The organism is Coleofasciculus sp. G3-WIS-01 (genome assembly GCF_040223135.1).
Classification (GTDB): domain Bacteria; phylum Cyanobacteriota; class Cyanobacteriia; order Cyanobacteriales; family Coleofasciculaceae; genus Coleofasciculus.
Genome location: NZ_JAVJZI010000143.1, coordinates 25,378 through 50,691 on the forward strand (window position 1 = coordinate 25,378; position 25,314 = coordinate 50,691).

The 25,314-nt window shown below is 46.1% G+C and carries 27 protein-coding genes; 16 read left to right on the plus strand and 11 right to left on the minus strand.

Annotation, left to right across the window (positions count from 1 at the left end):
• The 5 genes from groES (at window position 1) to RIM23_RS14245 (ending at window position 4,056) form a co-directional block, all read left to right on the plus strand.
• Complete coding sequence (gene groES, locus RIM23_RS14225) at window positions 1–312, plus strand: co-chaperone GroES (protein ID WP_446339129.1); 312 nt, start codon at window positions 1–3, stop codon at window positions 310–312.
• A 124-nt stretch (window positions 313–436) separates the two neighbouring features.
• Window positions 437–2,071, plus strand: a complete 1,635-nt coding sequence (groL, locus tag RIM23_RS14230; protein WP_446367894.1) for a chaperonin GroEL — start codon at window positions 437–439, stop codon at window positions 2,069–2,071.
• 250 nt (window positions 2,072–2,321) lie between these two features.
• Window positions 2,322–2,759 carry a hypothetical protein gene (locus RIM23_RS14235; protein WP_446367895.1) on the plus strand — a complete coding sequence of 146 codons (438 nt, stop codon included), beginning with the start codon at window positions 2,322–2,324 and terminating at the stop codon, window positions 2,757–2,759.
• 108 nt (window positions 2,760–2,867) lie between these two features.
• Window positions 2,868–3,926 carry an NB-ARC domain-containing protein gene (locus RIM23_RS14240; protein WP_446367896.1) on the plus strand — a complete coding sequence of 353 codons (1,059 nt, stop codon included), beginning with the start codon at window positions 2,868–2,870 and terminating at the stop codon, window positions 3,924–3,926.
• 1 nt (window position 3,927) lies between these two features.
• Complete coding sequence (locus RIM23_RS14245) at window positions 3,928–4,056, plus strand: tetratricopeptide repeat protein (protein ID WP_446367914.1); 129 nt, start codon at window positions 3,928–3,930, stop codon at window positions 4,054–4,056.
• Between the two features lie 304 nt (window positions 4,057–4,360).
• On the opposite strand, the gene RIM23_RS14250 is transcribed toward RIM23_RS14245, so the two are convergent.
• The 3 genes from RIM23_RS14250 to RIM23_RS14260 all read right to left on the minus strand — a co-directional run bounded on the left by RIM23_RS14250 (window position 4,361) and on the right by RIM23_RS14260 (window position 7,303).
• A complete protein-coding gene (locus tag RIM23_RS14250; RefSeq protein ID WP_446367897.1) occupies window positions 4,361–5,410 on the minus strand; it encodes a DUF1611 domain-containing protein in 1,050 nt (349 codons plus the stop codon).
• Window positions 5,394–6,467, minus strand: coding sequence for a dipeptide epimerase (locus RIM23_RS14255; protein WP_446367898.1), 1,074 nt, complete (start codon window positions 6,465–6,467; stop codon window positions 5,394–5,396). The genes RIM23_RS14250 and RIM23_RS14255 overlap by 17 nt, the downstream gene beginning before the upstream one ends.
• A 494-nt stretch (window positions 6,468–6,961) precedes the next feature.
• Window positions 6,962–7,303, minus strand: a complete 342-nt coding sequence (locus RIM23_RS14260; RefSeq protein ID WP_446358017.1) for a histidine triad nucleotide-binding protein — start codon at window positions 7,301–7,303, stop codon at window positions 6,962–6,964.
• Window positions 7,304–7,496: 193 nt separating this feature from the next.
• On the opposite strand from RIM23_RS14260, the gene ebsA reads away from it, so the two are divergent.
• The 4 genes from ebsA to RIM23_RS14280 all read left to right on the plus strand — a co-directional run bounded on the left by ebsA (window position 7,497) and on the right by RIM23_RS14280 (window position 9,876).
• A complete protein-coding gene (ebsA, locus tag RIM23_RS14265; RefSeq protein ID WP_446358015.1) occupies window positions 7,497–7,868 on the plus strand; it encodes a type IV pilus biogenesis protein EbsA in 372 nt (123 codons plus the stop codon).
• Window positions 7,869–7,906: 38 nt separating this feature from the next.
• Window positions 7,907–8,998: a phosphotransacetylase family protein gene (locus tag RIM23_RS14270; protein ID WP_446367899.1), complete on the plus strand. Its 1,092-nt coding sequence runs from the start codon at window positions 7,907–7,909 to the stop codon at window positions 8,996–8,998.
• Window positions 8,999–9,077: 79 nt separating this feature from the next.
• Window positions 9,078–9,632 carry a signal peptidase II gene (lspA, locus tag RIM23_RS14275; protein ID WP_446367900.1) on the plus strand — a complete coding sequence of 185 codons (555 nt, stop codon included), beginning with the start codon at window positions 9,078–9,080 and terminating at the stop codon, window positions 9,630–9,632.
• Between the two features lie 109 nt (window positions 9,633–9,741).
• Window positions 9,742–9,876: a hypothetical protein gene (locus tag RIM23_RS14280; RefSeq protein ID WP_446367901.1), complete on the plus strand. Its 135-nt coding sequence runs from the start codon at window positions 9,742–9,744 to the stop codon at window positions 9,874–9,876.
• On the opposite strand, the gene RIM23_RS14285 is transcribed toward RIM23_RS14280, so the two are convergent.
• On the minus strand, window positions 9,863–10,552 hold the full coding sequence (locus RIM23_RS14285; RefSeq protein WP_446367902.1) for a peptidase C15: 690 nt from the start codon (window positions 10,550–10,552) through the stop codon (window positions 9,863–9,865). The genes RIM23_RS14280 and RIM23_RS14285 overlap by 14 nt on opposite strands.
• Before the next feature lie 64 nt (window positions 10,553–10,616).
• Between RIM23_RS14285 and hisH the strand changes: the two genes are divergently transcribed.
• A complete protein-coding gene (hisH, locus tag RIM23_RS14290; RefSeq protein ID WP_446367903.1) occupies window positions 10,617–11,252 on the plus strand; it encodes an imidazole glycerol phosphate synthase subunit HisH in 636 nt (211 codons plus the stop codon).
• 141 nt (window positions 11,253–11,393) lie between these two features.
• Here hisH and RIM23_RS14295 read toward each other — a convergent pair whose 3' ends face one another.
• Window positions 11,394–12,161 carry a carbonic anhydrase gene (locus tag RIM23_RS14295; RefSeq protein WP_446367904.1) on the minus strand — a complete coding sequence of 256 codons (768 nt, stop codon included), beginning with the start codon at window positions 12,159–12,161 and terminating at the stop codon, window positions 11,394–11,396.
• Between the two features lie 666 nt (window positions 12,162–12,827).
• Between RIM23_RS14295 and RIM23_RS14300 the strand changes: the two genes are divergently transcribed.
• From RIM23_RS14300 to RIM23_RS14310, 3 genes are all read left to right on the plus strand, one after another.
• The gene (locus tag RIM23_RS14300) at window positions 12,828–13,685 is read left to right on the plus strand and encodes a prohibitin family protein (protein ID WP_446358002.1); all 858 of its coding nucleotides are present in this window, start codon (window positions 12,828–12,830) and stop codon (window positions 13,683–13,685) included.
• Window positions 13,686–14,097: 412 nt separating this feature from the next.
• Window positions 14,098–15,540, plus strand: coding sequence for a cytochrome ubiquinol oxidase subunit I (locus tag RIM23_RS14305; protein WP_446367905.1), 1,443 nt, complete (start codon window positions 14,098–14,100; stop codon window positions 15,538–15,540).
• An 8-nt stretch (window positions 15,541–15,548) separates the two neighbouring features.
• The gene (locus tag RIM23_RS14310) at window positions 15,549–16,562 is read left to right on the plus strand and encodes a cytochrome d ubiquinol oxidase subunit II (protein ID WP_446367906.1); all 1,014 of its coding nucleotides are present in this window, start codon (window positions 15,549–15,551) and stop codon (window positions 16,560–16,562) included.
• A 141-nt stretch (window positions 16,563–16,703) separates the two neighbouring features.
• Here the strand turns inward: RIM23_RS14310 and RIM23_RS14315 are convergent, their stop codons facing one another.
• The gene (locus RIM23_RS14315; RefSeq protein ID WP_446367907.1) at window positions 16,704–17,768 is read right to left on the minus strand and encodes a YheT family hydrolase; all 1,065 of its coding nucleotides are present in this window, start codon (window positions 17,766–17,768) and stop codon (window positions 16,704–16,706) included.
• Window positions 17,769–17,844: 76 nt separating this feature from the next.
• Between RIM23_RS14315 and RIM23_RS14320 the strand changes: the two genes are divergently transcribed.
• On the plus strand, window positions 17,845–18,594 hold the full coding sequence (locus RIM23_RS14320) for a Uma2 family endonuclease (RefSeq protein WP_446367908.1): 750 nt from the start codon (window positions 17,845–17,847) through the stop codon (window positions 18,592–18,594).
• A gap of 107 nt (window positions 18,595–18,701) precedes the next feature.
• Here the strand turns inward: RIM23_RS14320 and RIM23_RS14325 are convergent, their stop codons facing one another.
• From RIM23_RS14325 to RIM23_RS14335, 3 genes are all read right to left on the minus strand, one after another.
• On the minus strand, window positions 18,702–19,442 hold the full coding sequence (locus RIM23_RS14325) for a pentapeptide repeat-containing protein (protein ID WP_446367909.1): 741 nt from the start codon (window positions 19,440–19,442) through the stop codon (window positions 18,702–18,704).
• A 91-nt stretch (window positions 19,443–19,533) separates the two neighbouring features.
• Window positions 19,534–20,238, minus strand: coding sequence for a pentapeptide repeat-containing protein (locus tag RIM23_RS14330; protein WP_446357982.1), 705 nt, complete (start codon window positions 20,236–20,238; stop codon window positions 19,534–19,536).
• 131 nt (window positions 20,239–20,369) lie between these two features.
• Window positions 20,370–21,182, minus strand: a complete 813-nt coding sequence (locus tag RIM23_RS14335) for a carbon-nitrogen hydrolase family protein (protein ID WP_446367915.1) — start codon at window positions 21,180–21,182, stop codon at window positions 20,370–20,372.
• Between the two features lie 460 nt (window positions 21,183–21,642).
• Here RIM23_RS14335 and RIM23_RS14340 point away from each other — a divergent pair, with 460 nt between their 5' ends.
• On the plus strand, window positions 21,643–21,879 hold the full coding sequence (locus RIM23_RS14340; protein WP_446367910.1) for a hypothetical protein: 237 nt from the start codon (window positions 21,643–21,645) through the stop codon (window positions 21,877–21,879).
• 66 nt (window positions 21,880–21,945) lie between these two features.
• Here RIM23_RS14340 and RIM23_RS14345 read toward each other — a convergent pair whose 3' ends face one another.
• Window positions 21,946–22,746 (minus strand): class I SAM-dependent methyltransferase, encoded by an 801-nt coding sequence (locus tag RIM23_RS14345; protein ID WP_446367911.1) that lies wholly within the window; start codon window positions 22,744–22,746, stop codon window positions 21,946–21,948.
• A gap of 159 nt (window positions 22,747–22,905) precedes the next feature.
• Entirely contained in the window at window positions 22,906–23,763 is an 858-nt protein-coding gene (locus tag RIM23_RS14350; RefSeq protein WP_446367912.1) for a hypothetical protein, read from the minus strand.
• 237 nt (window positions 23,764–24,000) lie between these two features.
• On the opposite strand from RIM23_RS14350, the gene iscB reads away from it, so the two are divergent.
• The coding region (iscB, locus tag RIM23_RS14355) for an RNA-guided endonuclease IscB (RefSeq protein WP_446367913.1) at window positions 24,001–25,314 on the plus strand (1,314 nt) is incomplete at its 3' end.

Genomic DNA, 25,314 nt, shown 5'->3' on the forward strand with positions numbered 1-25,314 from the left:
ATGGCAGCCGTATCTCTGAGTGTTTCTACAGTCAAGCCATTAGGCGATCGCGTTTTTGTCAAGGTCAGTGCCGCGGAAGAGAAAACTGCAGGTGGCATCCTGTTACCCGACAACGCGAAAGAGAAGCCTCAAATCGGGGAAATTGTCGCGACAGGTCCTGGGAAGCGCAACGATGATGGCTCTCGCTCGGAACTGGAAGTCAAAATTGGCGACAAAGTTCTCTACTCTAAGTATGCCGGTACTGATATCAAACTAGGCAACGAGGAGTATGTTCTACTTTCAGAAAAAGACATCCTCGCCGTCGTTTCCTAGTCTTGCTCCCTAAACGTTCAGGAGTACACTAAGCCAGGGATCTGGCAATTCTCCTGAATGATGAACTCATGCCAATTTCTAATAATTCACCGTTCAATTCTCAGACTCAACATCACTGAAATCTATGGCTAAGCGCATCATTTACAACGAAAATGCTCGTCGCGCCCTGGAAAAGGGTATGGATATTCTGGCAGAAGCCGTTGCCGTTACCCTCGGTCCTAAAGGTCGCAACGTGGTTCTAGAGAAAAAATTTGGCGCTCCTCAAATTGTCAATGACGGAGTGACCATTGCTAAAGAAATCGAATTGGAAGACCACGTAGAAAACACGGGTGTCGCCCTGATTCGTCAAGCTGCGTCTAAGACTAATGATGCGGCGGGTGACGGTACTACAACCGCTACCGTGCTGGCTCATGCCATGGTCAAAGAAGGATTGCGGAATGTTGCGGCTGGTGCGAATGCCATCGCCCTGAAGCGGGGGATTGACAAAGCCATTACTTTCTTGGTGGACAAGATTGCTGAAAATTCCCGTCCTGTTGAAGATTCTAAAGCCATTGCTCAAGTCGGTTCCATCTCTGCCGGTAACGACGAAGAAGTTGGCTCGATGATTGCCCAAGCAATGGATAAGGTGGGCAAAGAAGGCGTGATTTCCCTCGAAGAAGGGAAATCTATGACCACTGAATTAGAAATCACCGAAGGGATGCGCTTTGACAAGGGCTACATCTCGCCCTACTTCGCCACCGATATGGAGCGGATGGAAGCGATTCTGGAAGAACCCTTCATCCTGATTACCGATAAGAAAATTACCCTGGTTCAGGATATAGTACCTGTGCTAGAGCAAGTTGCTCGTTCGAGTCGTCCTCTGCTAATTCTGGCTGAAGACATTGAAAAAGAAGCCCTGGCGACTCTGGTGGTCAACCGTCTGCGCGGTGTGCTGAATGTAGCTGCGGTTAAAGCTCCTGGTTTTGGCGATCGCCGTAAGGCTATGCTGGAAGATATCGCGGTATTGACAGGTGGTCAAGTGATCACCGAAGACGCGGGTCTGAAGCTGGAAAACACCAAGCTAGATATGCTGGGTAAAGCGCGTCGCATCAACATCACCAAAGACAATACCACGATTGTGGCTGAAGGCAACGAAGTGGCGGTTAAAGCCCGTTGTGAACAAATCCGTCGTCAGATTGAAGAATCTGATTCTTCCTACGACAAGGAGAAACTGCAAGAGCGTTTGGCGAAGCTGTCTGGTGGCGTTGCGGTGGTAAAAGTCGGGGCGGCTACGGAAACTGAAATGAAAGACCGCAAGCTGCGCTTAGAAGACGCGATTAACGCGACCAAAGCGGCGGTAGAAGAAGGGATTGTTCCCGGTGGTGGTACGACTCTAGCTCATCTGACTCCTACCCTGGAATCTTGGGCAAATGAAAACCTGACCGGTGAAGGTTTGATTGGGGCAATGATTGTTTCTCGTGCGCTAGCCGCGCCCCTGAAGCGGATTGCTGAGAATGCGGGTCAAAATGGTGCGGTTATCGCTGAGCGGGTGAAAGAGAAAGACTTTAATGTTGGCTATAACGCGGCGACGAATGAGTTCGTTGACATGTTTGAAGCCGGTATCGTTGACCCCGCCAAGGTGACTCGTTCCGCCCTGCAAAATGCAGCCTCTATCGCGGGGATGGTATTGACCACTGAATGTATCGTGGTTGACAAGCCTGAACCCAAGGAAGGTGCTGGTGCTGGCGCTGGCGCTGGTATGGGCGATTTCGATTACTAATCGCTGATGGTGTAGGGGCAATTCATGAATTGCCCCTACACTCAGTTGGATTGTACGTCGATAAAGCTGTCTCTTCTTTGACGAGACAGCTTTTTAAGTTATTCAAGAGAAAAAATATGAAACAAGAAATTGATATTCATAAAAAATACCTATTTGCTTTTTCCAGTCAGTCAATTTTTTACGAGTACAGGACTGGTACAGCTAAAATGGTGGGATAGAATAGACACAATTATCATTCGCTGCGTCAGCTATGATACCAGAATTAATCGCCGTAGAAGCTGCCAAAATCTTATGTGGTGCGGTTATCGAAACCGGGGTAGGCAAGGCAACAGAAGGCGCAATTGTTAAACTGCGAGATACCATAAAGCGCAAATTGTCAAGATATCCAGATGCCGATCGCGCGATCGCAGCCGCCCAAAAGGGTTCTCAACCCGACTTAGCACGGGTGACGGAGTATTTGCAAGCGGTGATGAACCAAGATACCGCCTTTGCCCAAGAGGTGCAACGTCTGGCAGGACAGGTTGTGAATATAAGTAGTATAGCCGATCAGCGGACTGTGAATAAAAAGAGCGATCGCAGCAGCCGCACGGTTGAAGTGAAAGCTGACACCACAGGGGATATTATTAGCGATATTAAAGCCGACTCCATTGGGCGAATTGGCGGGAGAGATACCACAAACAACTACTGACTACTGGTAGAAAATCAGCGCAGCACCCCACCCAATTTAGATGAAATTCGCCCCAGTACCGATAATTGGCAAGGGCGAAAGTTAGAACGCCAAACCATTCGGGATTGGATGGCGGATGGGAATACTCGGTTAATTGGAATTACGGGTATCGGTGGGTTAGGAAAATCGACGCTAGCGGCGAAGGTTTACGACGAGGATAGTACAGAATTTGACGATAAAGTTTGGGCTGATATTAGCCGGATTGGGTTTACCGAGTTAGCGCGGCGCGTCTTATTGAAATTTGGAGTATCTCCGGAAACCATTGAGGCGATACCCGAACAATCCCTGGGGAATGTATTGGTAAATCATCTGCGCCAGGGGCGGTATTTGCTGGTAATGGATAATTTGGAAACTCTGTTGCAATCTGATGGTGGGGATAACAAGAATACCTCTATTCGCGATGAATCCTATCGGCAATTTTTATATGGCTGGTTGGAATGTGGCGGGAAAAGTGTGGTGTTGGTGACAACCAGGGAACGTCTGGATTTGCCACCGATTCGATGTCAATGGTTATCCTTACCGGGATTAGAACCTTTGGAAGGGGCGACGTTATTGCAGGCGTTGGGAATTCGGGGAATAGAGGAGGAATTAGTCGAGTTTTCCCAGAAGGTAGAGGGACATCCATTATTATTAAAGCTGGTGGCTGGGTTTTTATTAGAAGAGGAAGAATTCGATCCCCAGATTCGGTATTTGCAGCGCTATGAGTTGGCGGATATATCCCATTTGTTAAGGGGTGATAATTTAACCGGATTGCATCGGGGTACAGTCGATATCTGGATGCGGCGGGTGTTAAATGAGAGTTTTGGGCAGATTAGTCAGAGAATGCAGCAATTGGTATTGGGGGTATGTGTTTATCGGATTCCTTTTAATTCAGCGATGGCGTTGGTGCAAATAACCTCTCCCCCAACCCCTCTCCATCCCCCCTTGCCCCCCTTTGAAAGGGGGGTGGGAGAGGGGAGCAATATTAGAAGCAACATTTATACGAATTCTCCTCCCTTCCCTGGCAGGGAAGGGGGGTTGGGGGGGTTAGGTTTTTCTCAAAAAGAAGAACCTGATATCAAAAGCATTGAACAAGATTTGCGTCAGTTGGTTTGGCGATCGCCATGGCATTGCTTGTTCTCTGCATAATTTGGGCAATGCTTACGATTCCCTAGGGGAATACCAACAGGCAATAGCATACCATCAGCAGTCTTTAGCAATTAAGGAAGAAATGCGCCTTCGTCAAGCATCTGCGTCAGCACCTATGAGCAAAAATTGAACAGATAGACAACCTATCTTATCATTTCCGCTTACTTCTCCAAATCTCAACAATTTCCCCTCAAATACCTTCAATTCCTCTGCGTACCTCTGCGCTACCCTCTGCGCCCTCTGCGTTAAAAAAAATAATTCCGACGCCGACACATCGGACATTTTAAGGCACTAAATTGCCGACCAAACTAACACATCTAAAATAGTGGAATAGATTTGACGATTTGATGGGCGCACGTTGGCAATAGGGCGCACGGAGCGTGCGCCCCTACGGTTTGGAGGATGTAATTCTAATCCATCAAATAGGGAAAATATTATAACGTTTCCATGACAGCATCAACCAACAAATCAGCCCCAAACCGCACCACATCCGTACAAGGTAAACCCGTCTCATCCTGAACCTGCGCGATCGCGTCTTTTGCTTCCCCATCTCTCAAATGCCCAGTATTCAAGGCTATTGCCACCACTGACACCGGTGCAAATGCCCCTCCCGCCCTAGCCACGGTTTCATACAGTCGAATAACCTCTGGTAACAGTGGAATCAGCACATCCGGGCAATGGCGAATATGTCGTTGTCCAGCGAGATGAACTAATATTAAACCTGTGGGCTGTGTGCCTCGAATTAGGGGTAAGGTTGCCGTAGAACCGGGATGAATCAGTGAACCCTGCCCTTCTATCATTAACAACTCATAATCCTTGCCAAATTTCATCACGATTTGTTCAACCGCACCCGCCGCAAAATCGACCCGAATTGCATCTAAAGGAATGCCATCCCCAGCAATCATTAACCCCGCTTGACCCGTTGCCAAAAACTTAGACTTAATTCCCTTTCGACAAGCGGCGCGATGAAACTCAATACTGGTAGACATCTTACCCACACCCATATCCGTGCCAACCGTTAAAATACGTTGACAAGATAGCGATCGCGCTTGGGCTTTACCAATCCCCAAACCCTTGGGTTCCTGGCGAATATCCCAAATTTGTTGATTGGGTTTGAGTAATTCTTGTAACTCTGGATCAGATGCCATTGGCGTATGCAAACCGTTATAAACAGAAAGTCCAGCCGCGATTCCCTGCTTAACTTCTTGCCACCAAACCTCTGGCAATCGTCCCCCCGATGGGGCAATTCCAATCGCTAAAATCGTGGGATTGTAGGCGAGGGCGGAACTCACTGAATCCACAATCGGCGCATTACAGTTAATTCCAGTTAATTCAGATAAAGATTCTCCAGCACAATCCTTATCAATCACCGCCACGACAGTTGCTTCGCTATATCGTAGCAGCGTTAATCCGGTTTTCCCCTGATCGCCGCGAATCCCTTCATGTAGTAAAATAGCAACAGGCTGATCACTCGTCAGATACATGGCGTTGCACTCCCAATCCTGATAAGTTATTTGGTATCAATCTTCCATCTTGAAGAGTTGCCCCGGTGAAGGGATCGTCTGCTAAGTTCAAATGGCTGTCTAAATCCAGATAATCGGCGAAAGAGGATAAGTGAGACGCGGCGGTATTGGCGAGGGTACTATCGGAATAGCAGCCATACATCACCTGTAATCCATAGGCTTTGGCAGTATGTACCATCCGCAATGCTTCGGTTAATCCACCGGATTTCATTAGTTTGATATTAATCCCATGAATGCAATCAGCCAGGGGAGGAATATCCCGACTGGTAAAGCAGCTTTCATCGACAAAAATAGGCAAAGGCGATCGCGAATACAAATGAGGCAAATCCGCCTCTTGTCCGGCTCTAAGGGGTTGTTCGACGTATTTGACACCTTGTGGGGCTAACCAGTCGCACATTTTTACAGCGTCGTCTAAACTCCAACCACCATTCGCATCAACGGTTAACTGGGCTTGGGGGGCGACGTTTCGGATGGCTAATAGCATTTCGCGATCGGCTTCAATTCCGTCGGGAGAACCGAGTTTAATTTTAAGCACATTACCCCCAGTGATCGGTATCCAATCTCGCACTCGTTCTTGTGCGGCTTCAGGTGTACCAATTCCTACCGTGGCGGAAATTGGCACAATCCGGTGACGATTACATCCCCACAATTTCCATAAGGGAACACCTAGCTGTTTTCCTAACCAATCATGTAATGCAATATCAATCGCCGCCCTAGCCGCCGATGGTGCATCAGTTTCTGCCAAGACTCGTTCGATTTTCTGGCGTTCCCAGGGTGTATATGCTTCTAATATGGGTATAAGTAACTCAAGTGCGGTTAACAGCATCTGAGTGGTTTGTGGAGGTTTAGTTAAGGGATGGGATGGAGTCGCGATCGCAAAGGGAGAAGCTTCACCCCAACCCTCTATCCCCTGATGTTCTAGCCGCACCCAGATATTGGTGCTTTGGGAGGTTGTACCGCGACTAATGGTTAAGGGGAATCGCTTGTGAACAGTAAAGGGTTCTAGGCTAAGGCGCATAATCCAAGGGGGGTTTATTACACAGTAAGCCCATATTAGGTTGAATAGCACTGAAAAGCGTGCAGTTTGGGAGCGCCTCCACCCTTGATATACCGTAGGGTGGGCACTGCCCACCAACATACCAGTCAGTGACATTTATATTAGGCTATGGTAATGGGAATTCGCTGATTCCAACCCGAAGCCGATGTGGTAACTATCTTAAAGCTTAGCTTGACAGCGCTTCAGGTAAATCTGTAGGGTGAGGAGAGTGAAGCGTAACGCACCACTCACCGTTAAAGACTTTGGCACAATAGATTTTACGGTTAAATCGGGCGCAAGGATGGTGCCCCTACTGGAGAACCGCTATATTTGTTCGTCACGACTAACTCGAACTCTGGCTCTACTACTAACGGAATAAAGGGCAGAGTAAGCGATAAATCGGTCAAGTTATTCAAATAATCTTGAAGGAATTATATCCCTGCCCCTGTGCACCTGTGCCCCCCACACCCCAACTTTTAACCGGGGGGCCACTGCATCTGGCGTCCGCCCAAAATATGTAAATGTAGATGATCCACGGTTTGACCGCCATCAGCCCCGTTGTTGATCACCACCCGATACCCTTGATTCAAACCTACTTGTTCAGCCACTCGCTTAGCAGTTAACAGCAGATGTCCCATAAGGGCGTGATCTTGCGACTCAGCCGCCGCTAGCTGGGGAATCGGTTTTTTGGGAATGAGCAGAATATGAACGGGGGCTTTGGGCGTAATATCTTTGAAAGCTAGGACTAGATCATCCTCATAAACAATGTCAGCCGGGATTTCCCGACGGATAATCTTGCTAAAGATTGTCTCACTCATGGCTAATTGCAGTTTTAGTATAAATGCTTCATTAGAAATTAGCATACAGGAACCAAAAACGCCTAAGATCGAGGTAGAGTAAACAATTAATGGAGAGATCTATCTAGTTTAACCGCATCGGTTTCCTATAATTTATTAACCTCTAACGAGAGTGCATGACATTCTCCATACCGGAACAAGACGTTAGTCAGCTATGTCAATCGAGAAACTTCAGCCTGCCGATAAAGGCGCCGTCGGTGTCTACATGCCTTACTATCAAGGCGCTAAACGCAATGCCCTCCCCCTGGCGATTAGTCTGTATCAACAGGGTTCCTTAGAAGGGAGTCGCCGTATTGAAGGCGGTGAGAGCATTCCCTTTGTGGCAACCTGGTTTGTCTCTAAGCTACCTTCGGAACTCACCCGCTGCCGATTACAGTTTGATGGGAATGCGGAACTCAGTTATGAGGTAACTTTGGCAAATTCTGAATTTATTAATTACTTAATCGAAGTCATTTTGAATTTCAAGCGCACTCGCTTGACCGATTTTTCCCAGACATTTTATCGAAAACTACTACGTGACGAGTAAACTCAAGTGGCAATTTGAACGGAGGAGTGAAATTAGGGGTGACAAAATCCGTGAATTATTTACTAATCGGATCAACTGAAGCGTATAGTGGCAAGTCTGCCATTATTCTGGGCATCGCCCATCAGCTCAAAAGCAAGGGACTGGATATTGGTTATGGTAAGCTCTTAGGCAGCGCTGGACATGCCAATCAACTGGATTGGGACGGCGATGATGTGCAGTTTATTCCAGAAATCCTTAACTTACCAGAAAAGCAGGTGCGATCGCCTTTAGTCTGTCTGGATGATCAGACGATGCAAAAACGCTTACGCGGTGAGGATTCTACCAATTACCGTCAATCGCTGAAGTCCTATCTCCAGCCTCCGATTGGCGATTTAATGGTACTCGAAGGACCGAGTACGCTTTTTGAAGGCAATCTATTTGACCTCTCGTTGCTGAACATTGCTCAGGAAATAGAGGCTTCCATTGTATTAGTCAGCCGTTTTCATTCGGTGTTACTGGTGGAAACGCTGCTATCTGCCAAACACCAACTTGGCGATCGCTTACGGGGAATTGTGATTAATGCGATTCCGGCTGATCAACTGGAAATCGTTCAATCCACTGTCCAACCTTTTCTAGAGGCGCAAGGTATTCCTGTATTGGGGATGTTACCCCAAAATGACTTACTTCGCAGCGTTACGGTTCGAGAATTGATTCATCAACTGGATGCTCAAGTGCTTTGCCGTCCGGATCGGATAGATTTATTGGTTCAAAGTTTGACCATTGGCGCGATGAATGTCAACTCTGCCCTAAAATACTTCCGCAAAGGCAAACACATGGCAGTGGTTACCGGAGGCGATCGCACGGATATCCAAATGGCAGCACTGGAAACCTCAACCCACTGTCTGATTTTAACAGGTAAAATACCACCCCAACCGTTAATTGTCAACCGTGCTGAAGAATTGGAAATCCCGATTTTATCGGTGGATCTCGATACCCTCACCACTGTAGAAATTATCGATCGCGCTTTTGGTCAAGTACGCCTGCGCGAATCCATAAAAGCACAATGCGTCCAACAGCTTATGAAAGAACATTTTGACATTGAACGGTTGATGAATCTGTTGAGTTTAGAAGCGGTTGTATCAACTCATTGAATCGTACCTACACTATAATGCCAAGCATTTAGTGTAGGAGGATGTCACAGTGGTAATATTCGATGTCAACCAATTGACTATGCCTTTTAGAAAAAATCGTTACTTCTGGATAATTGCCGCTGTTAGTTTAATTTTGGATCAACTGACTAAATATTTAGTGGTAAAAAATTTTGCATTATACGAAACTTTGCCTCTGATTCCCGGTATTTTTCACTTAACGTATGTGACGAATACCGGGGCAGCATTTAGTCTGTTTAGTAAGGGCGGAGTTTGGCTGCGCTGGCTATCACTGGCAGTGAGTCTGGGTTTAATGGGGTTGGCATGGTTTGGTTCCCGGCTGAAACCTATTGAGCAGTTAGGCTACGGGTTTATTTTAGGGGGTGCATTAGGCAATGGAATTGACCGATTTTTTAATGATTGTATCGTTAATGGAAAACAGTTAACCTGTGTGGTTGATTTTCTGGAGTTTCCGATCGTCAAGTTTCCTGTATTAGTCAATTTTCGCCATATTAAACTCGTCCCTTTTCCAGTGTTTAATTTTGCTGATGTTTTTATTAATCTAGGGATTATCTGCTTGTTAATTATCAGTTTTCGCCAAAGTCGCCCACCTGGGGATCAATCTCACAGACAGTAAAGTCAACCCGGATTTGGTATTAACTCAAGATAAGGGCGAGTCAACAAAATTAATCGGTTTTTCCTTTAACGCTAGTCCGGCGACTCGCCCCTACAGGGGATGATCATAAATGATTATCGAAAAATCACGGTTAATTAAAGATGAGGGCGAGTTAACAAAATTAATCGGTTTTCCCTTTTGCTCGGCTCGCCCTCTATTGAAACGAGAAGGAATCTATGTTGTCTTTGTCTCTAAGCAGCAGTAGTTGTCTGTCTTATTTGGTTTTGGCGTTGAATCATTGCCAAAACTGCTATTCTGGAAATAATTAGGCGAAAGTCTGTCAAAATTGTGGATAGGTTTTCGGGCGTTAGTAGGGGAACGTGGACAAAGATACAACCAGTTGTCGGGGAATAATCGCGCAAATAGCTTAATAGTTGATAATAGAGTCCTTCACAGACAAATTTACCCGCGTCGTAACTAATCTCAGTTTCGGTTAATCCCGGTAATAGTTCCTCTAAGTCTACAGAGGTGTTGAGGAAGTGAGTCTCGACGTTTGTCTTGTTGCCAAGGAAGGCGGAAAGATAATAGGACAACCCTTTAAAGCTGAAGATTTTCTGAAGAACTATATAATAAACCAACCAATAGACTTGAGCAACAAGGTATCGAGGCGTTGCCCCAGCTTCTACGGTTAATCGGGAACGGGATTCAGCCATGCCGCAACAGATTACTACATCAGGTTGCAGGTGTTCAATTTCCGCGATCGCTAAATCACTGGCTGGAAATACGTCAACGGGTAGCTGTCTCAGATACGCCAAGGATATGGCTTGTTCCGGAAACGGGTTACTCTCTTGTTGGATTTTCAGCAGTAAATCATCGGACGCATTGGATTTGTGATCAGGTAACCAGGTTTGAAAGGATGTCAAAAGGATAGTTGTTGACATTATCGATTAGCACCGAACTCATTAAAATATAGATTGAACCATAAAAATAACGAGGAATCGGTTCATGCCAATCATTGCGGTGGTCGATTACGATATGGGTAACCTGCACTCGGCTTGTAAAGGGTTGGAGAATGCGGGTGCAACAACCAAGGTGACAGATATCGCGGCTGAGATTGAACAGGCGGATGCGGTGGTACTACCGGGAGTGGGTTCATTTGACCCAGCCGTACAGCATTTGCGATCGCGCGGACTCGAGGAACCGATTAAACGGGTGATTGCTAGCGGTAAACCGTTCCTGGGTATATGTCTAGGGTTGCAAATTCTGTTTGAAAGTTCAGAAGAAGGAAAGGAACCCGGATTAGGGATTATCCCGGGGAAAGTGCGGCGATTTCAGCCAGAACCGGATATCCGCATTCCGCACATGGGGTGGAACCATTTGGAGTTCACTCAACCGGATTGTCCCTTGTGGATGCAGCTATCTGAGAACCCACAAGTTTATTTTGTCCATTCCTACTACGTTGAGCCTGTTGATCCGACGATTCGCGCCGCTACAGTGACACACGGATCACAAACCGTAACGGCTGCGATCGCGCGGGATAATATGATGGCAGTTCAGTTCCATCCCGAAAAATCGTCCACAGCAGGTTTACAAATTCTATCGAACTTTGTCACTCTCCTGAAAACTCCTGTATCCGTCTAAGATTGGGGAACAGGTAACAGATGGAAATGAGGAATATGGGGATGTAGAGACGTTGCATGCAACGTCTCTACATCCGGGCTGGTTTTGCACAAAGGTTATCAATAGCCAAACCTAAAATCCCCAAACCCTCCCCATACTAACTTAAAACTCTTTGGTTTCAATAACTCGTTGATTCAGAGGTTGAACAGGTCGAGCATTACCGCTATAAACTGACTTAAATTTAGCTATCTGCTGGGATGATATCTCAATTGGCTGTTTCAAAACATACCACTCGACCCCTTCTGTACAAGGTGGGGTAGTTAATGAACCCGTATAATGATAATAAGACTTGTCTTGTGGCGGTAACGCACTAGCATTAATCGTCACACCCCGGACGATTCGTTCTCCTTTCTGGGTTGGTATATTCGCCCATAAGGTTTCAATAAATGGATTGTATTGACCTTCTTTTAGGAAAACTCCAACAACCGCCAATTGTCCATCCTGACTTTTGTGAACCAGGTGGGCTTCCATGGGATAGGCTTCACCCTTAACCCTGTGTTCGCTGGGAGAATGGAAATGAAACTGGAGCAGTTCATACCGCTTACCTTCAATTTCTATATAACTTCCAGCCTTGTAGTCAACTTCAATGGCATGACCATTATTAATGACTTTAAAGGGTGTATTTTTATAGGTAAATTCAAGGGATTTAGCGCTAGAGGCTGACTTATCGTTCAGATTAATCGGAGACTGCTCTTTGCCAAGTTTACAGGTTTCAAATTTCGGACTTAAGTTTCCCCAATTTTGAGGTGATGCATCCCCACTATATCCCCAGTTAACCGAATGAGTATTACTTGATTGAACTTGAGGCGCGATGACTACACAAGACGCGAAAAGAACAAAGATAATGAATCTAATGATACTTTTTTTCATAGCACTCCCTCACATTTTTTTCGATATACATAAGGTACATGTTAGCTTTGTCGGTTGGGTTGAGATACCTAGGCAAGGCTTCTCGAAGAGTAACCCAACACCAGAGTTAGCGTGAATATTATGTGCTTTCCCTGACATGCTACCATGGAGGTATCTCTATCTACCTTCATAGCATTATTCAGAATTAATTGATCCAGCAAATTCATAAATATTATGAATCATTTTATGGTTTGTTGAGATAGATTTAGATATATTTGGGCAAAAATGATATTTCGCTTCCCCAGTCGGGCAGGGCGCTTATGTAGGGACTCTTTTCACTACTATCCTTTCTTATCTCACAAGGGATGCAACTAAACCCGCCCCTGTTCCAGACGTAGCCTGCTACTCCCCCATCTCCCTTATTCCCTCTGCTCGCCATAGTTCCACGCCTTACGTCTAAAACAGGCTTTCCCGGCTCCTCCGCTCCTCCGCTTCCCGATTTGGGCGGGTGCGAGTTAAGTTTCAAGACATTGCCAAAATGTTATCTGTAAAACCCGCCCCTACAGCAGACGCGCCCTAGAACATCTGGAACATGCTTCCCCATTTTCCCCTAATCAACACAACTGGGTCTGAACATTGGTAGGCTGGAAAGAGTCGCCAATGGCTATGAAGTAAGGAGAGTAAACGTTGAAGTATCAGAATTCACAGAATTGGCAAGCTTTAGTGGGAGGGATTATTGCAGCAGCCTTGATTCTCCTTAGCTTTAGCTCCTTTGTGATCATCAACCCAGGTCAAGCCGGGGTGATCAGCATCTTGGGTAAAGCCAGAGATGGAGCCTTACTAGAAGGTATCCATATCAAGCCGCCTTTAATCTCAGTGGTGGACGTATATGATGTAACCGTGCAAAAATTTGAAGTTCCTGCCCAGAGTTCTACTAAGGATCTTCAGGATCTATCAGCTAGCTTTGCGATTAACTTCCGCCTTGATCCGACACAGGTGGTTACGATCCGACGCACACAAGGCACATTGCAGAATATCGTCTCAAAAATTATCGCCCCTCAAACTCAGGAATCGTTCAAAGTTGCAGCGGCGAGGCGAACGGTAGAAGAAGCAATCACCAAACGCACTGAACTTAAACAAGACTTTGATAATGCTTTGAATGAACGGTTAGAAAAGTATGGCATCATCGTCCTAGATACCAGCGTGGTTGACCTAAACTTCTCCCCAGAGTTCTCCAAGGCGGTTGAGGAAAAACAAATCGCTGAACAACGGGCGCAACGTGCTGTTTACGTTGCCCGGGAAGCCGAACAACAAGCCCAAGCGGACATCAATCGCGCCAAGGGTAGAGCCGAAGCCCAACGACTATTGGCAGAAACCCTGAGAGAGCAAGGCGGACCACTGGTTCTGCAAAAAGAAGCCATCGAAGCCTGGAAACAAGGTGGGGCGCAAATGCCGAAAGTTTTGGTCATGGGTGGTGATTCCAAGAGTAGTGTGCCATTCTTATTTAACTTGGGGGATATAGCACAGGAAACGTTACCGCGCTAAGGACGCCAAATCCTGTGGTTATCCTGTTTTATTGGTTTTAAACTTAAGCGGAATGGCACTGAAATAAGCATTTTGAAATCGCTTATACTGTAGTACACTGGCAAGCTTAAAGTTGTGGGTAAAATTTTTTTGAATCGCTACTCTCATAAGGTCTCCTTGAAAATACTTGACCACCGTTTTAACTTTGCCAGTGTAGTAGGGTGGGCATTGCCCACCAACCGTAAGGAGTGTGCCATTCAACTTAAACGACAGCCCTTACCCCCTAAAAAAAAGAATGCCCTGAGGGAGGATATGCCACTCGCCGTCACGGTTTCAGCAGGTTAGGATAAGAACGAATCGGCTCATGAGCCTGATCGAGTTTTCTAGTCAATTGTGACCAAACCTTGTTCAGGTCTTAATGTAAAGGAAAGTCATGGAATTTTTGTCTGATACCGTAGTGCTGTCACGCCTGCAATTTGCAGTGACGGCTATTTTTCATATACTTTGGCCCATTCTCACCACAGGTATGGGTATTTACCTGGTGATTGTGGAAGGAATATGGTTGAAGACGCGCCATCCGGATTATTATTACCATGCTCGCTTTTGGTCAAAGCTGTATGTCCTCAACTTTGGCATTGGCGTCGCCACTGGTGTGCCGATGGAATTTCAGTTTGGCACTAACTGGGCATCCTTTTCGGAGGCTGTTGGTAATTTTTTTGGCAGCATTCTCGGCTTTGAAGCATCGATGGCGTTCATGCTAGAAGCAGCATTTTTAGGGATTATGGTGTTTGGTTGGCAGCGTGTTCATCCGATCATGCACTACGTTGCGACTATCCTTGTAGCGTTCGGTGCTAACTTATCCACGTTCTGGATTTTAGCTGCCAATTCCTGGATGCAAACCCCATCGGGTGGAGAATTTATCGATGGCAAGTTTGTTGTCAGTGATTATTTTCAGGCAATTTTCAATCCCTTCATGATGAACAGCGTTCTACACATGTTTTTTGCCACCCTAGAAACATCGTTGTTTGTGATTGGTGGGATTAGCGCTTGGTACATTCTCAACCAACGTCATCAAGCCTTCTTTTCTAAATCATTGAAAATTGTCTTAGCCGTTGCGATCGCAGTGGCACCGTTACAGATCTATATTGGGCATTTAAGTGGCGAACAAGTGTATCGTTATCAGCCTTCAAAACTAGCGGCGATGGAAGCGCAGTGGGAAACCATACCCGCCGGAGTTGCCGCAGATTGGAGTCTTTTGGCATTCCCCAATGAAACCGCCGAACAAAATGATTGGGAAATTAAAGTTCCTAACGCCTTGGGATATATCCTGGAATTTCAAAAAGAATTACCTGAACCTGTATTGGGATTGAAGGAGTGGAAACCTGAAAATCGTCCCCATCTATTAGGGTTAATCTACTATTCCTTCCGGATCATGATTGCCATTGGCTTCTTCTTCGCCGGATTAATGCTGTTGAGTCTACTACAATGGCTACGCGGTAAGCTTTCACCGGAAAACATTACCCAGCAACGTCTGCTTCTGTTTGCCTGGATTTTTGCCGCGCCCCTCGGCTATATTGCTGTAGAATCCGGTTGGATTGTTCGCTGTGTAGGACGACAGCCATGGACAGTGTACGGGCAAATCCGCACCGTAGACGCCGTGTCTAATGTCCCAGCCAGTAATGTTTTAACGTCGTTACTTAGTTTCAGTGGGGTTTATATCCTGTTATTTTGTGCCGCTTTGTTTTTTGGTAGCCGAATTATCCGCCGAGGTCCCAATTTCAACCTCCCTTTACCCAGTTCTGAAACTCAAGAAGGTATCAACACTGATCCGGGACAGTTTATTCCCGATGAACGCCCACTAGAAGCGCAACAGTAGGAGATTGTATGGAGACACTATCCTATTTTCTGCCCCAAGTCTGGTTTGCCATTTTAGCCCTATTTCTCTTCCTCTACGTGATGCTGGATGGATTTGATTTAGGGGTTGGCATTTTATCGGTTACTTCTTCAACTGAGGAACGCCGTGGTATTTTAATGACCAGTTTGGGTAATGTTTGGGATGCTAACGAAACCTGGCTGGTGATTATGGGAGGGGGTTTGTTTGGGGCATTTCCCTTAGCCTACGGCACGATTTTAACTGCCTTGTACATCCCAATTTTATTTATGGTTTTTGGGTTTATCTTCCGGGCGGTGGCGTTTGAGTTTCGCGAACAAGCTAATCGTAAATTCTTCTGGAATTTAGCCTTTGGTGCCGGCAGTTTCTGCGCTGCACTGGGTCAAGGATTTGCCTTGGGGGCGGTACTATCGGGTATTACGGTTGATGAAGCGGGTCATTTTATTGGCGGGACTTGGGATTGGCTAACTTGGCAATCTGTTATCGTGGCATTAACGTTAATTCAAGGGTATGTGTTAATTGGCTCAACCTATTTGGTTCTGAAAACAGAGGGAGAGTTACAAGCCACCCATTACAAAACCGCTAGAATTGCCGCAATCACCACGCTAATTGGCGCGATTGTGATTACGATTACCACGCCTATCTTTTATGAGTATGCGCGATCGCGTCTATTTGCTCAACCCCAAATTTATATCTTCGCCGCCATACCCCTACTGGGAATTACGCTGATTTGGCTACTCCTGAGAAGTCTAAATCGACATGAGGAGAGAACGCCATTAGTTTGGACGATTCTACTTTTTTTACTGACGTTTATTGGGTTAGCCTTGGTTGTATTTCCCTACATCATTCCCACTCAGATCACCATTTATGAAGCAGCGGCTGACCCCAGTGCGCTGGTTTTCATGATCATCTTTATCGGTGTTCTGATTCCGATTATGTTGGCATACAACATCTATCAATACATCGTGTTTCGGGGTAAGGTTACGGGTGAACATTATGAAGCCTAAATCAGTCAAAATTATGCCTTGGGTGTAGTCGCAGGGTCAAAGGTTAAAACTTAGTCGGGGCGGGTGCGAGTTCCATCTAGATGAGGTGAGAAATGATAGGCGTAAAACCCGCCCCGACACAAGACGCGCCATGGCGCGTCTCTACACTTTGGTTTCGCGATCGCACCATTCAAGCACTCGATTCCACGCCCACCAGCAGTCAGGATCTTGATAGTCTCGCTGACAAGCACGAGAACTAATATAGCCTACATGACCGCCCTGTTTTGTCACCCTTAAGTCAATCGCCGGATTATCAGCACAAATTTCTTGCAAGTCGGGAATAATTGTGGGGTCAAACATCGGATCATCGGCGGCATAAAGAATCAGCGTCGGTTTGTGCAGGTGAGGTAAAATATGCAGTCCACTACTGGCATCATAGTACTCTTCCACAGAGGAAAAGCCTAATCGCTTAATTACTAGCTCATGATCAAATCCCCAAATACTGTTCGCCCGTTTAATCGCTTCTGGATCAATGTCTTGGGGATGAGCCTGGTAGAGACGCCATGCGAGTTTTTTCAAGGTGCGGGCGACAGCTTGTTCTAAATACCGCCCCCAAGGATGGTTTAACAGATACCTCAGAGAACGGTTAGAATCCAGACTGGGACAAATAACCGCACCACCGCCAATCTCTGACTCCTCTAATCCTACCGCCTCTGGCAAACGTGCGATCGCAAGGGCTGATTTAATCCCCCAAAGCGCTAATTGTCCGCCCAGTGAATAGCCTGTAAACCAAAATGGGGCGGGACATCCCATGGCTTTTGATTGCGCCGCGATTAGAACAAAATCATCACCCTCGTACAAACCATCTGAGGTTAACGTTGGTGACAACAGTGCTGTTTTTCCATGGGCTCGCCAGTCAAATAGCACCACCGCATAGCCTTGAGCAAAGGCTTTACGCCCCAACAGTCTTAGAAACCATTGGTTATCCAAATCCCCAGTAATTCCATAAGTTCCCACAATCGTACCTTTAGCACATTCTGGAATTGCGACAATCCCAAAAATCGGTACATTGTCCGCGCCGCGAAAAATTTTCTCCCGATAGGGGGGTTCTGGGTAGGGAATCGTCGCTTCCCAATCACGGGAGGCTCTAAACGCCAGGTGCAGGGTCATCGCCAGACCATTACTTAACCACCAAGGGGAATGAAAGTGTTTTTTGTCATTCGTCATTTGTCATTCGTCGATTGTTTTTTCATAATTAGCTACCCTAAAACTAATCCCTAAAAGAAAACCACGATCAATCCTCATGGTTCAGCTTCCAGCTCAATCTGATCCACCCCTTTCACCTCGGCAAACCCTACCGACGATGTATGATTTACCGAGTGATAACCCGGAGGAACCTGGATTGCCCGACGAGTTTCATTTTTTACAACCGCTACTGCTGTTTCTCACATTTCAACCCGCTAACTGGAATCCGGAGTTGGTATTTTCTGCTTGTGATCTGAATCTTTACTATAGTGTTACCCATCCACAGTGGTACAAGCGTCCGGATTGGTTTGGAGTGGTGGGTGTACCTCGGTTGTATGAAGGGCGGGATTTACGCTTAAGTTATGTGGTTTGGCAAGAAGAGGTGAATCCATTTGTGGTGGTGGAATTATTATCGCCCGGTACACAAGAAGAAGATTTGGGGCGCAAAGTGCAAACCCCCGGAAATCCGCCGACAAAGTGGCAAGTGTATGAGCAGATTTTACGGATTCCTTACTCAGTTGTTTTTAGTCGTTATACCAATGAACTACAGGCGTTTCATTTAGTCGGGGGTCATTACGCACCAGTGAACCTCATTGATAATCGGTTATTGGTGCCGGAGTTAGAGTTAAGTTTAGGACTATGGCAGGGGAGTTTTCGGGGGATTAACCGTCTGTGGTTGCGGTGGATGACGCTTGAGGGAGAATTAATTTTAACGCCGGAGGAGGAAGCAGTTACAGCACAGGAACGGGCGGAACGCTTGGCTGCACGATTGCGGGAGTTAGGGGTTGATCCTGATGAGTTGGAATAGGTGCTAGGTTTGTAGTTGCGCTGTACTCGCCATAAGTAGTCGGACAAAATAATTCTGTAGAGACGTTGCATGCAACGTCTCTACAGTTGCGGGGAGAACTATCCAATTCATTCAACTAAGTTTAAAGATGTGACCTCAAGAATTGTTCCTTCTAGTTTGGTACTATCAAGTTGGACATTTGTCAAGTCTGTCCCAGCTAAATTTGCGTCGCTTAAATCAGCATTTTTTAAAATCGCCGCAGTTAGCTTGGCATAGGCTAAATTAGACCGACCTAAATTCGCTCCATTTAACTTAGCTTGTGTGAGATTGGCTTCAATCAGGTTCGCGCCACTCAAGTTAACCCCACTCAGGTTAGCATTGGTGAGATTGACTCCAATCATGTTGGTGATACTGAGATTAGCGCCTGTGAGATCAGCATCACTCAAATTCGCTTTGATCAGGTTAGCGCCGCTCAGGTAAGCAATCATCAGGCTGCTATGACTCATATCCGCACAACTCAGTTCAGCCCCACTCAAGTTAGCGCCATTGAGATTGGCATACCGCAGGTTAGCAACGCCAAGTTTGCTGCCAATTAAATTCGCATCTTTGAGGTTAGCATCTCTGAGATCGGCATTACTGAGCGTGGCAATAATCAAGTCAGCTTTACTGAGATCCGCTCCAATCAGTTTGGCATCTCGTAAGTTAGCATCACTGAGGTCAGCATTACGTAGGTCAGCACCCATGAGGTCAGCCCCCCGTAAGTCAGCATCGCGCAAGTCAGCATCACGCAAGTCGGCATCACGCAGGTCAACATTCTGAAAATTTCGCTCTCCTGCTGCATAACGTGACCGAAATTCGTTTGCATCCATAGGTGTAGGTAGGTTTTGTGTCTTGGGAATTCAGCTTGAACTAGCTTTTCCCAATGCTAGGTTCTAGCACGAACCAGAGGATACCGGAATCCTATCTCACGGAACTGGTTTGGGAATCTCCAGTCAAACTGATCAGGGTTCCTTCTAGCTTAGCTTGATCTAGATTGGCATCGGTCAAATCCGCGCTAGCTAAGTTGGCGTCGCGCAGATCTGCATGGCACAATAATGCTCCATTTAGCTTGGCATGAGCTAGGTTGGCTCGATACAATTTGGCTTCACTTAAATTGGCACCACTAAGATTGGCTTCAATCAAGTTAGCCCCATTGAGATCAGCACTAATTAGGTTAGCACCACTGAGATCGGCTCCAATGAGATTGGTAATACTTAGATTAGCACCGCTTAAGTTAGCGTCGCTCAGGTTAACTTTAATTAAACTCGCATCACTCAGATAAGCGCGACTCAGGCTGGCGCTCTTGAGGTTAGCACCACTGAGTTCGGCACTAATTAAGTTGGCACCGATCAGGTTTGCCTCACTCAAGTTGGCAACACCCAACTTGGCGCCAATCAAGTTTGCCTCACTCAGGTTCGCACCCCTCAAATCCGCATCGCTGAGGCTGGTAAAAATTAGATCCGCACCGGTGAGATTGGCACCCTGCAAATTAGCCTCGCTCAGGTTAGCACCGCTCAAGTCACAATAACTCAGGTCAGCTTGGTTTAGGTCAGCACCAATTAGATTGACACTGCGAAAATTTCTTTCACCTGCGGCATAACGCGACCGAATTTCTGTAGCATCCATAGGTTTTATGTTGTAAATTTAGACTTAACAATTTTTTACGGCAAAACTAGTGGTCTAATCCCTCTGTGGTCACACATCCAAAAAATAAAGGACAAATGACCAAGGACAAATGACAAATGACCAGTGACTAATCAAATAAAAACCCGATGTTCTAGAGATGGCATCTGGCGACGAACTTGGGAGAGGCGAGTCGGATTAATTTCTGCGATCGCGACACCGGGTTTATCGCCTGCATCGGCTAAAATCACCCCCCAAGGGTCAACAATCATGGCATGACCGTGGGTTTTACGCATCGCGTAATGACGTCCCGTTTGAGCGGGTGCAATCACATAACAGGTGTTTTCAATGGCTCGTGCTTGGAGTAGGACTTGCCAATGATCTTTTCCCGTATACGCAGTGAAAGCAGCCGGAACAAACAAAATGTCCGCCCCTTTATCAGCTAAATGACGGTAAAGTTCTGGGAAGCGAACATCATAGCACACCGATACTCCCAAGTTGCCCAGTGTTTCGGAGTAACAAACCGATGGCAGTTGATCCCCAGCCATTACCGTACTCGATTCTTGATAGGTGTTGCCATCGGGGACATTCACATCGAATAAGTGGACTTTTTGATAACGCATCAGTTCGACCCCATTGGGATCGATGAGTAAGGCGGTGTTGTAAACTTTTGTATTGTCCACAGGCACAGGAAATCCTCCCCCCAACAGAGTGACTTGGAATCGCTGTGCCATGGTTTTGAGGAACTTTTCACTCTGGAGGGCGATCGCGTGAGCTTGTGCCACTTTGTCTTCTTCTTTACCAAGGAATGAGAAGTTTTCCGGTAAGGTAATTAGCTGGGCGCCTTGGCGCACCGCCAGTTCAATCAGTGTTTCTGCCTCAACCAGATTCTTCTCTAGGTCAGGCAGGCTTGTCATTTGCACAGCAGCGGCAAGGTAAGACTTCATGGTAGCAGGAATAGATAATGATTCTATCGTTTTAGTTTTTGCCATTAACTATACCAGGCAACGCCTTTCACAGCCATATCAATTCTGGACGCACCCGAAGCGATCGCGTGGAGGGGAACTGGTTCTTAGGTTAGGTTCTGCCCATCCCCCGCCTTTGGGTTAAAGCTAATTTAGATTAATTCTTTCTTCAGAAGGATACCCAAACTGGAAGGATTTAGCTAACTTACTAACTATAAACCTTAGGCATTTGTCAACTAAGTCAAGCATTTGTGTAATTAAATTTAATCTTTCATCAAGAACGTGGGTTGTATTGGTAAACCCTTGAAACAAACCCTTAAGGATTACGTCTTTTTCGGTAGCAATCCTGGGTTGCCATGGCAGTGCCATCATAGATTTAGATACAGTTGGTGATACAATTCCAGCTTATCTTCAACAGATACCTAAAGGAGGACAAGAAGGCATGAATCTAATTTGTGAGATTACTCAACAAGCGCTATTAACGGGTTATTTAACCACGGAATCTGAAAATCAACTGCGCCAGCTTCTGTCTAGGGAATATGGCACAGAAGACTTGAAAGCATTCATTCATTTGCAGCAAGCGGTGATGGCAGGTTTCGTTAGGCAAGAGTCTCGTGAGCTATTCTTTTCCAGAATACCCCCAGAAAGTTTTACCCAGGAAGTCGCGATCGCGTCTTAACCAATATTATTAAAAGCTTGCCCTGAGTCTAATCGAAGGGTCAAACATACAATTTTTCAGCAGACTCTATTTAGTCGCTACAACAGCGATATTCCACGCCAACCGCTTCATCAAAGGAATCTTTTTCAGACTCTGATCGATTATCTCCAACTGCCGATAAGTCGGACTTAATCGTTCATGTTCAATAATAATCTTTTTCCAGTAACGTTCTTTATTGGGATTAACCTTTTCAATTAAATAGAAGCGCAAGAAAATCCAAAGGCTTGCCAGCCAAAAGGTATCATAGGTTGTTTGGGAAAACAGAGACTTAACCACCTTGATAATATTAATATCCAACGGCATTTCATCATCAGTACGCACCTCAGTCGCCATACGCCGATAGACATTAATCACAGGATTATGTTTCAGCGGGTCCCAAAAACAGGCTTTTCCTCCGGGTTTTAGGATACGGTGCATTTCCCGTAGCGCGATTTTGGGATCGGGAATATGGTGCAATAAATTGGAGGCATAAACAATATCAAACGTATTATCGGCAAAATCCAATGCCATAGCATTCGCTGTATGCCCCTCAATTTTAACGCCGTTAGCCACCGCTAATTTTAGCGCCACCTCTACCATTCCGGGTGAATAGTCGGCGGCTACACAATTCGCTCCTTTTTGGGCAAAGTAAACGCTATTTTCACCCGCACCACAGCCTAAGTCTAAGAGACGTTTACCGTGAATATCGCCGAGTTGTTGCAGAATAAATCGGTTTTCGGGAGCAGTACAGGCTTCAAAATATTCAGCCACGCGAATACCATCGACATCAATGGCGGCTGCCCAGGTATCATGAAACTGGCGTTCTTTGCTTAGAGTTTCGTCAATCATCTTATCGGTAAGGGTTGTACAGAGACGGTTAGGGAATTAATGGCAATTGTACAATAATTTGTCCGATTATTTTGAGTGCAGCTTATGGCTGGTAATACTTCCTCCTCGGATGCGATCGCGCTCTAAAAAGAAAGAAAAAAATCAGGGAACCACTGAAGCTCAAAAACCAAACAAGCCAGCTTCGGTAAAGGCTCTGTCTAGGTCGAGTGCTAAACCCAGATTTTCAGCCCACTCCCATAAATAATCAAAATCAAGTTGTTCCCCTTGTACCTTTAGAACTCCCAAGACATCACGCCATTGTTTTTCCGAACCTGAACTCTGTCTCCATCTTAGTTTACTTAAAATAACATCTTCAGGAGAAGCAAAATAAAGCATCGTGTCTTCAAACTCAATCACCCGTCGGCGATCAAACTTCAGGCGATCAAATTCCTCTGTTCCGGTTATCAGCAAATCAGCACGGCTAATGCTCTCCATATCGGTAATTTGTAGGGTTTTCATCCGACCCAATTTTACAACGCTAGGCACAGAAAAACCACACTCGCTGAGGGCGTCGGTAAGGCGATCAATATCAGTCGGAGAAATCCCGATTACCAAATCTAAATCCTGTGTTGTGCGGGGTTCACCGTAAGCGATTGCTGCTATTCCACCCGTGATGTAATAGGGAATGGACAATGCGGTAAAAATGGGATGAAGTTTAACCGCTAACTGTACCGAATCCTGAATCCACATTTCTGACTTGATGGTGGGAATGTAATTAGCAGGACAATGTTCTTGTAACCATGCTCTGGCAATTTTTTGGGCGAACTGGGTTGGGGAAAGATGTGCAAATTGTTGGCGAAGAGAACACAATGAGAGCTTGCGGGCACTCTTTGTCAGCGATGCTGCCATTTTCAACCGTTCGCCTGGTGTTTGTTGTCGGAGCAAGTGAAACGTCAGCTTATCTGTTTCTACACTGGTGTCTTCAGCCTGGGGACGGTATCCTGATACAACAGAGAATGGAGGTATGGGTTGAATCATCGCTATCCGCCTAACACTGGACAACCGTGGACAACACGATCATTCCATTGATGGATAGCCAGTCTCAGCAAACGCTACGTTATTGGGGTCATGGAATCTATGGGTGCTTGCCAGCTCATAGTTTAAAAGCCGTCTAGGTTTAAACAGGTGATTTAGGTATAACCAGTGACTTAGGCACAACAAGCCTTAATAACATTGACGAGGCACAATTTACCCTAGTAATAGGAGTTTCGCATTATGCGAGTTTTCGTAATCAATCAAAACTTGGAGCCACTAAATACTTGTCATCCCGCCAAAGCCAGACTACTGCTTTCCTCTGGCAGAGCAGCCGTGTGGAAGCGGTATCCCTTCACCATCATCTTAAAGCAGGAGGTGAAAAATCCTGTTGTGAAAGAACATCGATTGAAAATTGACCCCGGTTCCCAAGTAACTGGACTCGCCATCTTAGAAGGTCTGCGAGTCGTATTTGCGGCTGAGTTGAGCCATCGCGGATTGGCAATAAAGGCAACTCTAGAGAGCCGTCGTGCTATTCGCCGGGGACGCCGGAACCGTCATACTCGATACCGCAAGCCTCGATTCAACCGCTTCCGTCCCATCGGTTGGTTGGCTCCTAGTCTCCAACATCGGGTAGACACTACTCTAACTTGGGTAAATCGGTTGAGAAAGTTGGCTCCAATTTCTTTTATTTCAATGGAACTGGTACGGTTCGATACTCAGCGACTCAATAACCCGGAAATAGCTGGTATCGAGTATCAGCAGGGAGAGCTGTTTGGTTACGAAGTCCGGGAGTATCTGCTAACTAAGTGGAATCGCCAATGCGCTTACTGTGGAGCCTCTGACGTTCCTTTGCAAGTTGAACACATCCACCCCAAATCCAAGGGCGGCAGCAACCGGGTTTCTAACCTATGTCTAGCTTGTGAGTCATGTAACCTAAAAAAAGGAACCCAATCTGTAGAGCAGTTTCTCAAGAAGAAACCGGATGTTCTCCAACGAATATTAGCTCAAGCCAAACGTCCCCAATTGGATGCGGCTGCCGTCAATTCTACCCGATGGAAGTTGTATCGCCAGTTAATGGCTACAGGTTTACCAGTTGAAACAGGGACAGGTGGCAGGACAAAGTTTAATCGTACCCGTTTAGGTTTACCGAAAACCCATTGGCTGGATGCTGCAAGCGTAGGACAATCAACCCCAGAAAATTTAATCACTCGAAACATTAATCCCTTGGTGATCAAGGCAACAGGACATGGGAATCGGCAAATGGCACAAATCAATAAATTTGGCTTCCCGCGTCAGAAGAAAAATGGCAGTCATAGCGTTAGAACTCGCACCAAAGAGTTTCATGGATTTAAGACAGGCGATATTGTCCGCGCCATTGTCCCCACCGGGAAAAATCAAGGAACAGATGTTGGGCGAGTGACAGTGAGAGCCGGTCGGGTCTTTGACTTGACTACAGTTAAAGGAAAACTGCAAAGCATCAACTGGAAGTATTTCGAGCTAATCTGGAAAGCTGACGGTTACACTTATGTCCACAAAGGAAAGAAATGTCCATTG

What these genes read in the sequence shown, in the direction of transcription:
- groES (WP_446339129.1), top strand. Translation starts at nt 1, where the DNA reads ATGGCAGCCGTATCTCTGAGTGTTTCTACAGTCAAGCCATTAGGCGAT.
- groL (WP_446367894.1), top strand. Translation starts at nt 437, where the DNA reads ATGGCTAAGCGCATCATTTACAACGAAAATGCTCGTCGCGCCCTGGAA.
- RIM23_RS14235 (WP_446367895.1), top strand. Translation starts at nt 2,322, where the DNA reads ATGATACCAGAATTAATCGCCGTAGAAGCTGCCAAAATCTTATGTGGT.
- RIM23_RS14240 (WP_446367896.1), top strand. Translation starts at nt 2,868, where the DNA reads ATGGCGGATGGGAATACTCGGTTAATTGGAATTACGGGTATCGGTGGG.
- RIM23_RS14250 (WP_446367897.1), bottom strand. Translation starts at nt 5,410, where the DNA reads ATGTATCTGACGAGTGATCAGCCTGTTGCTATTTTACTACATGAAGGG.
- RIM23_RS14255 (WP_446367898.1), bottom strand. Translation starts at nt 6,467, where the DNA reads ATGCGCCTTAGCCTAGAACCCTTTACTGTTCACAAGCGATTCCCCTTA.
- RIM23_RS14260 (WP_446358017.1), bottom strand. Translation starts at nt 7,303, where the DNA reads ATGAGTGAGACAATCTTTAGCAAGATTATCCGTCGGGAAATCCCGGCT.
- ebsA (WP_446358015.1), top strand. Translation starts at nt 7,497, where the DNA reads ATGTCAATCGAGAAACTTCAGCCTGCCGATAAAGGCGCCGTCGGTGTC.
- lspA (WP_446367900.1), top strand. Translation starts at nt 9,078, where the DNA reads ATGCCTTTTAGAAAAAATCGTTACTTCTGGATAATTGCCGCTGTTAGT.
- RIM23_RS14280 (WP_446367901.1), top strand. Translation starts at nt 9,742, where the DNA reads ATGATTATCGAAAAATCACGGTTAATTAAAGATGAGGGCGAGTTAACA.
- RIM23_RS14285 (WP_446367902.1), bottom strand. Translation starts at nt 10,552, where the DNA reads ATGTCAACAACTATCCTTTTGACATCCTTTCAAACCTGGTTACCTGAT.
- hisH (WP_446367903.1), top strand. Translation starts at nt 10,617, where the DNA reads ATGCCAATCATTGCGGTGGTCGATTACGATATGGGTAACCTGCACTCG.
- RIM23_RS14295 (WP_446367904.1), bottom strand. Translation starts at nt 12,161, where the DNA reads ATGAAAAAAAGTATCATTAGATTCATTATCTTTGTTCTTTTCGCGTCT.
- RIM23_RS14305 (WP_446367905.1), top strand. Translation starts at nt 14,098, where the DNA reads ATGGAATTTTTGTCTGATACCGTAGTGCTGTCACGCCTGCAATTTGCA.
- RIM23_RS14310 (WP_446367906.1), top strand. Translation starts at nt 15,549, where the DNA reads ATGGAGACACTATCCTATTTTCTGCCCCAAGTCTGGTTTGCCATTTTA.
- RIM23_RS14315 (WP_446367907.1), bottom strand. Translation starts at nt 17,768, where the DNA reads ATGACGAATGACAAAAAACACTTTCATTCCCCTTGGTGGTTAAGTAAT.
- RIM23_RS14320 (WP_446367908.1), top strand. Translation starts at nt 17,845, where the DNA reads ATGGTTCAGCTTCCAGCTCAATCTGATCCACCCCTTTCACCTCGGCAA.
- RIM23_RS14325 (WP_446367909.1), bottom strand. Translation starts at nt 19,442, where the DNA reads ATGGATGCAAACGAATTTCGGTCACGTTATGCAGCAGGAGAGCGAAAT.
- RIM23_RS14330 (WP_446357982.1), bottom strand. Translation starts at nt 20,238, where the DNA reads ATGGATGCTACAGAAATTCGGTCGCGTTATGCCGCAGGTGAAAGAAAT.
- RIM23_RS14335 (WP_446367915.1), bottom strand. Translation starts at nt 21,182, where the DNA reads ATGAAGTCTTACCTTGCCGCTGCTGTGCAAATGACAAGCCTGCCTGAC.
- RIM23_RS14340 (WP_446367910.1), top strand. Translation starts at nt 21,643, where the DNA reads ATGAATCTAATTTGTGAGATTACTCAACAAGCGCTATTAACGGGTTAT.
- RIM23_RS14345 (WP_446367911.1), bottom strand. Translation starts at nt 22,746, where the DNA reads ATGATTGACGAAACTCTAAGCAAAGAACGCCAGTTTCATGATACCTGG.
- RIM23_RS14350 (WP_446367912.1), bottom strand. Translation starts at nt 23,763, where the DNA reads ATGATTCAACCCATACCTCCATTCTCTGTTGTATCAGGATACCGTCCC.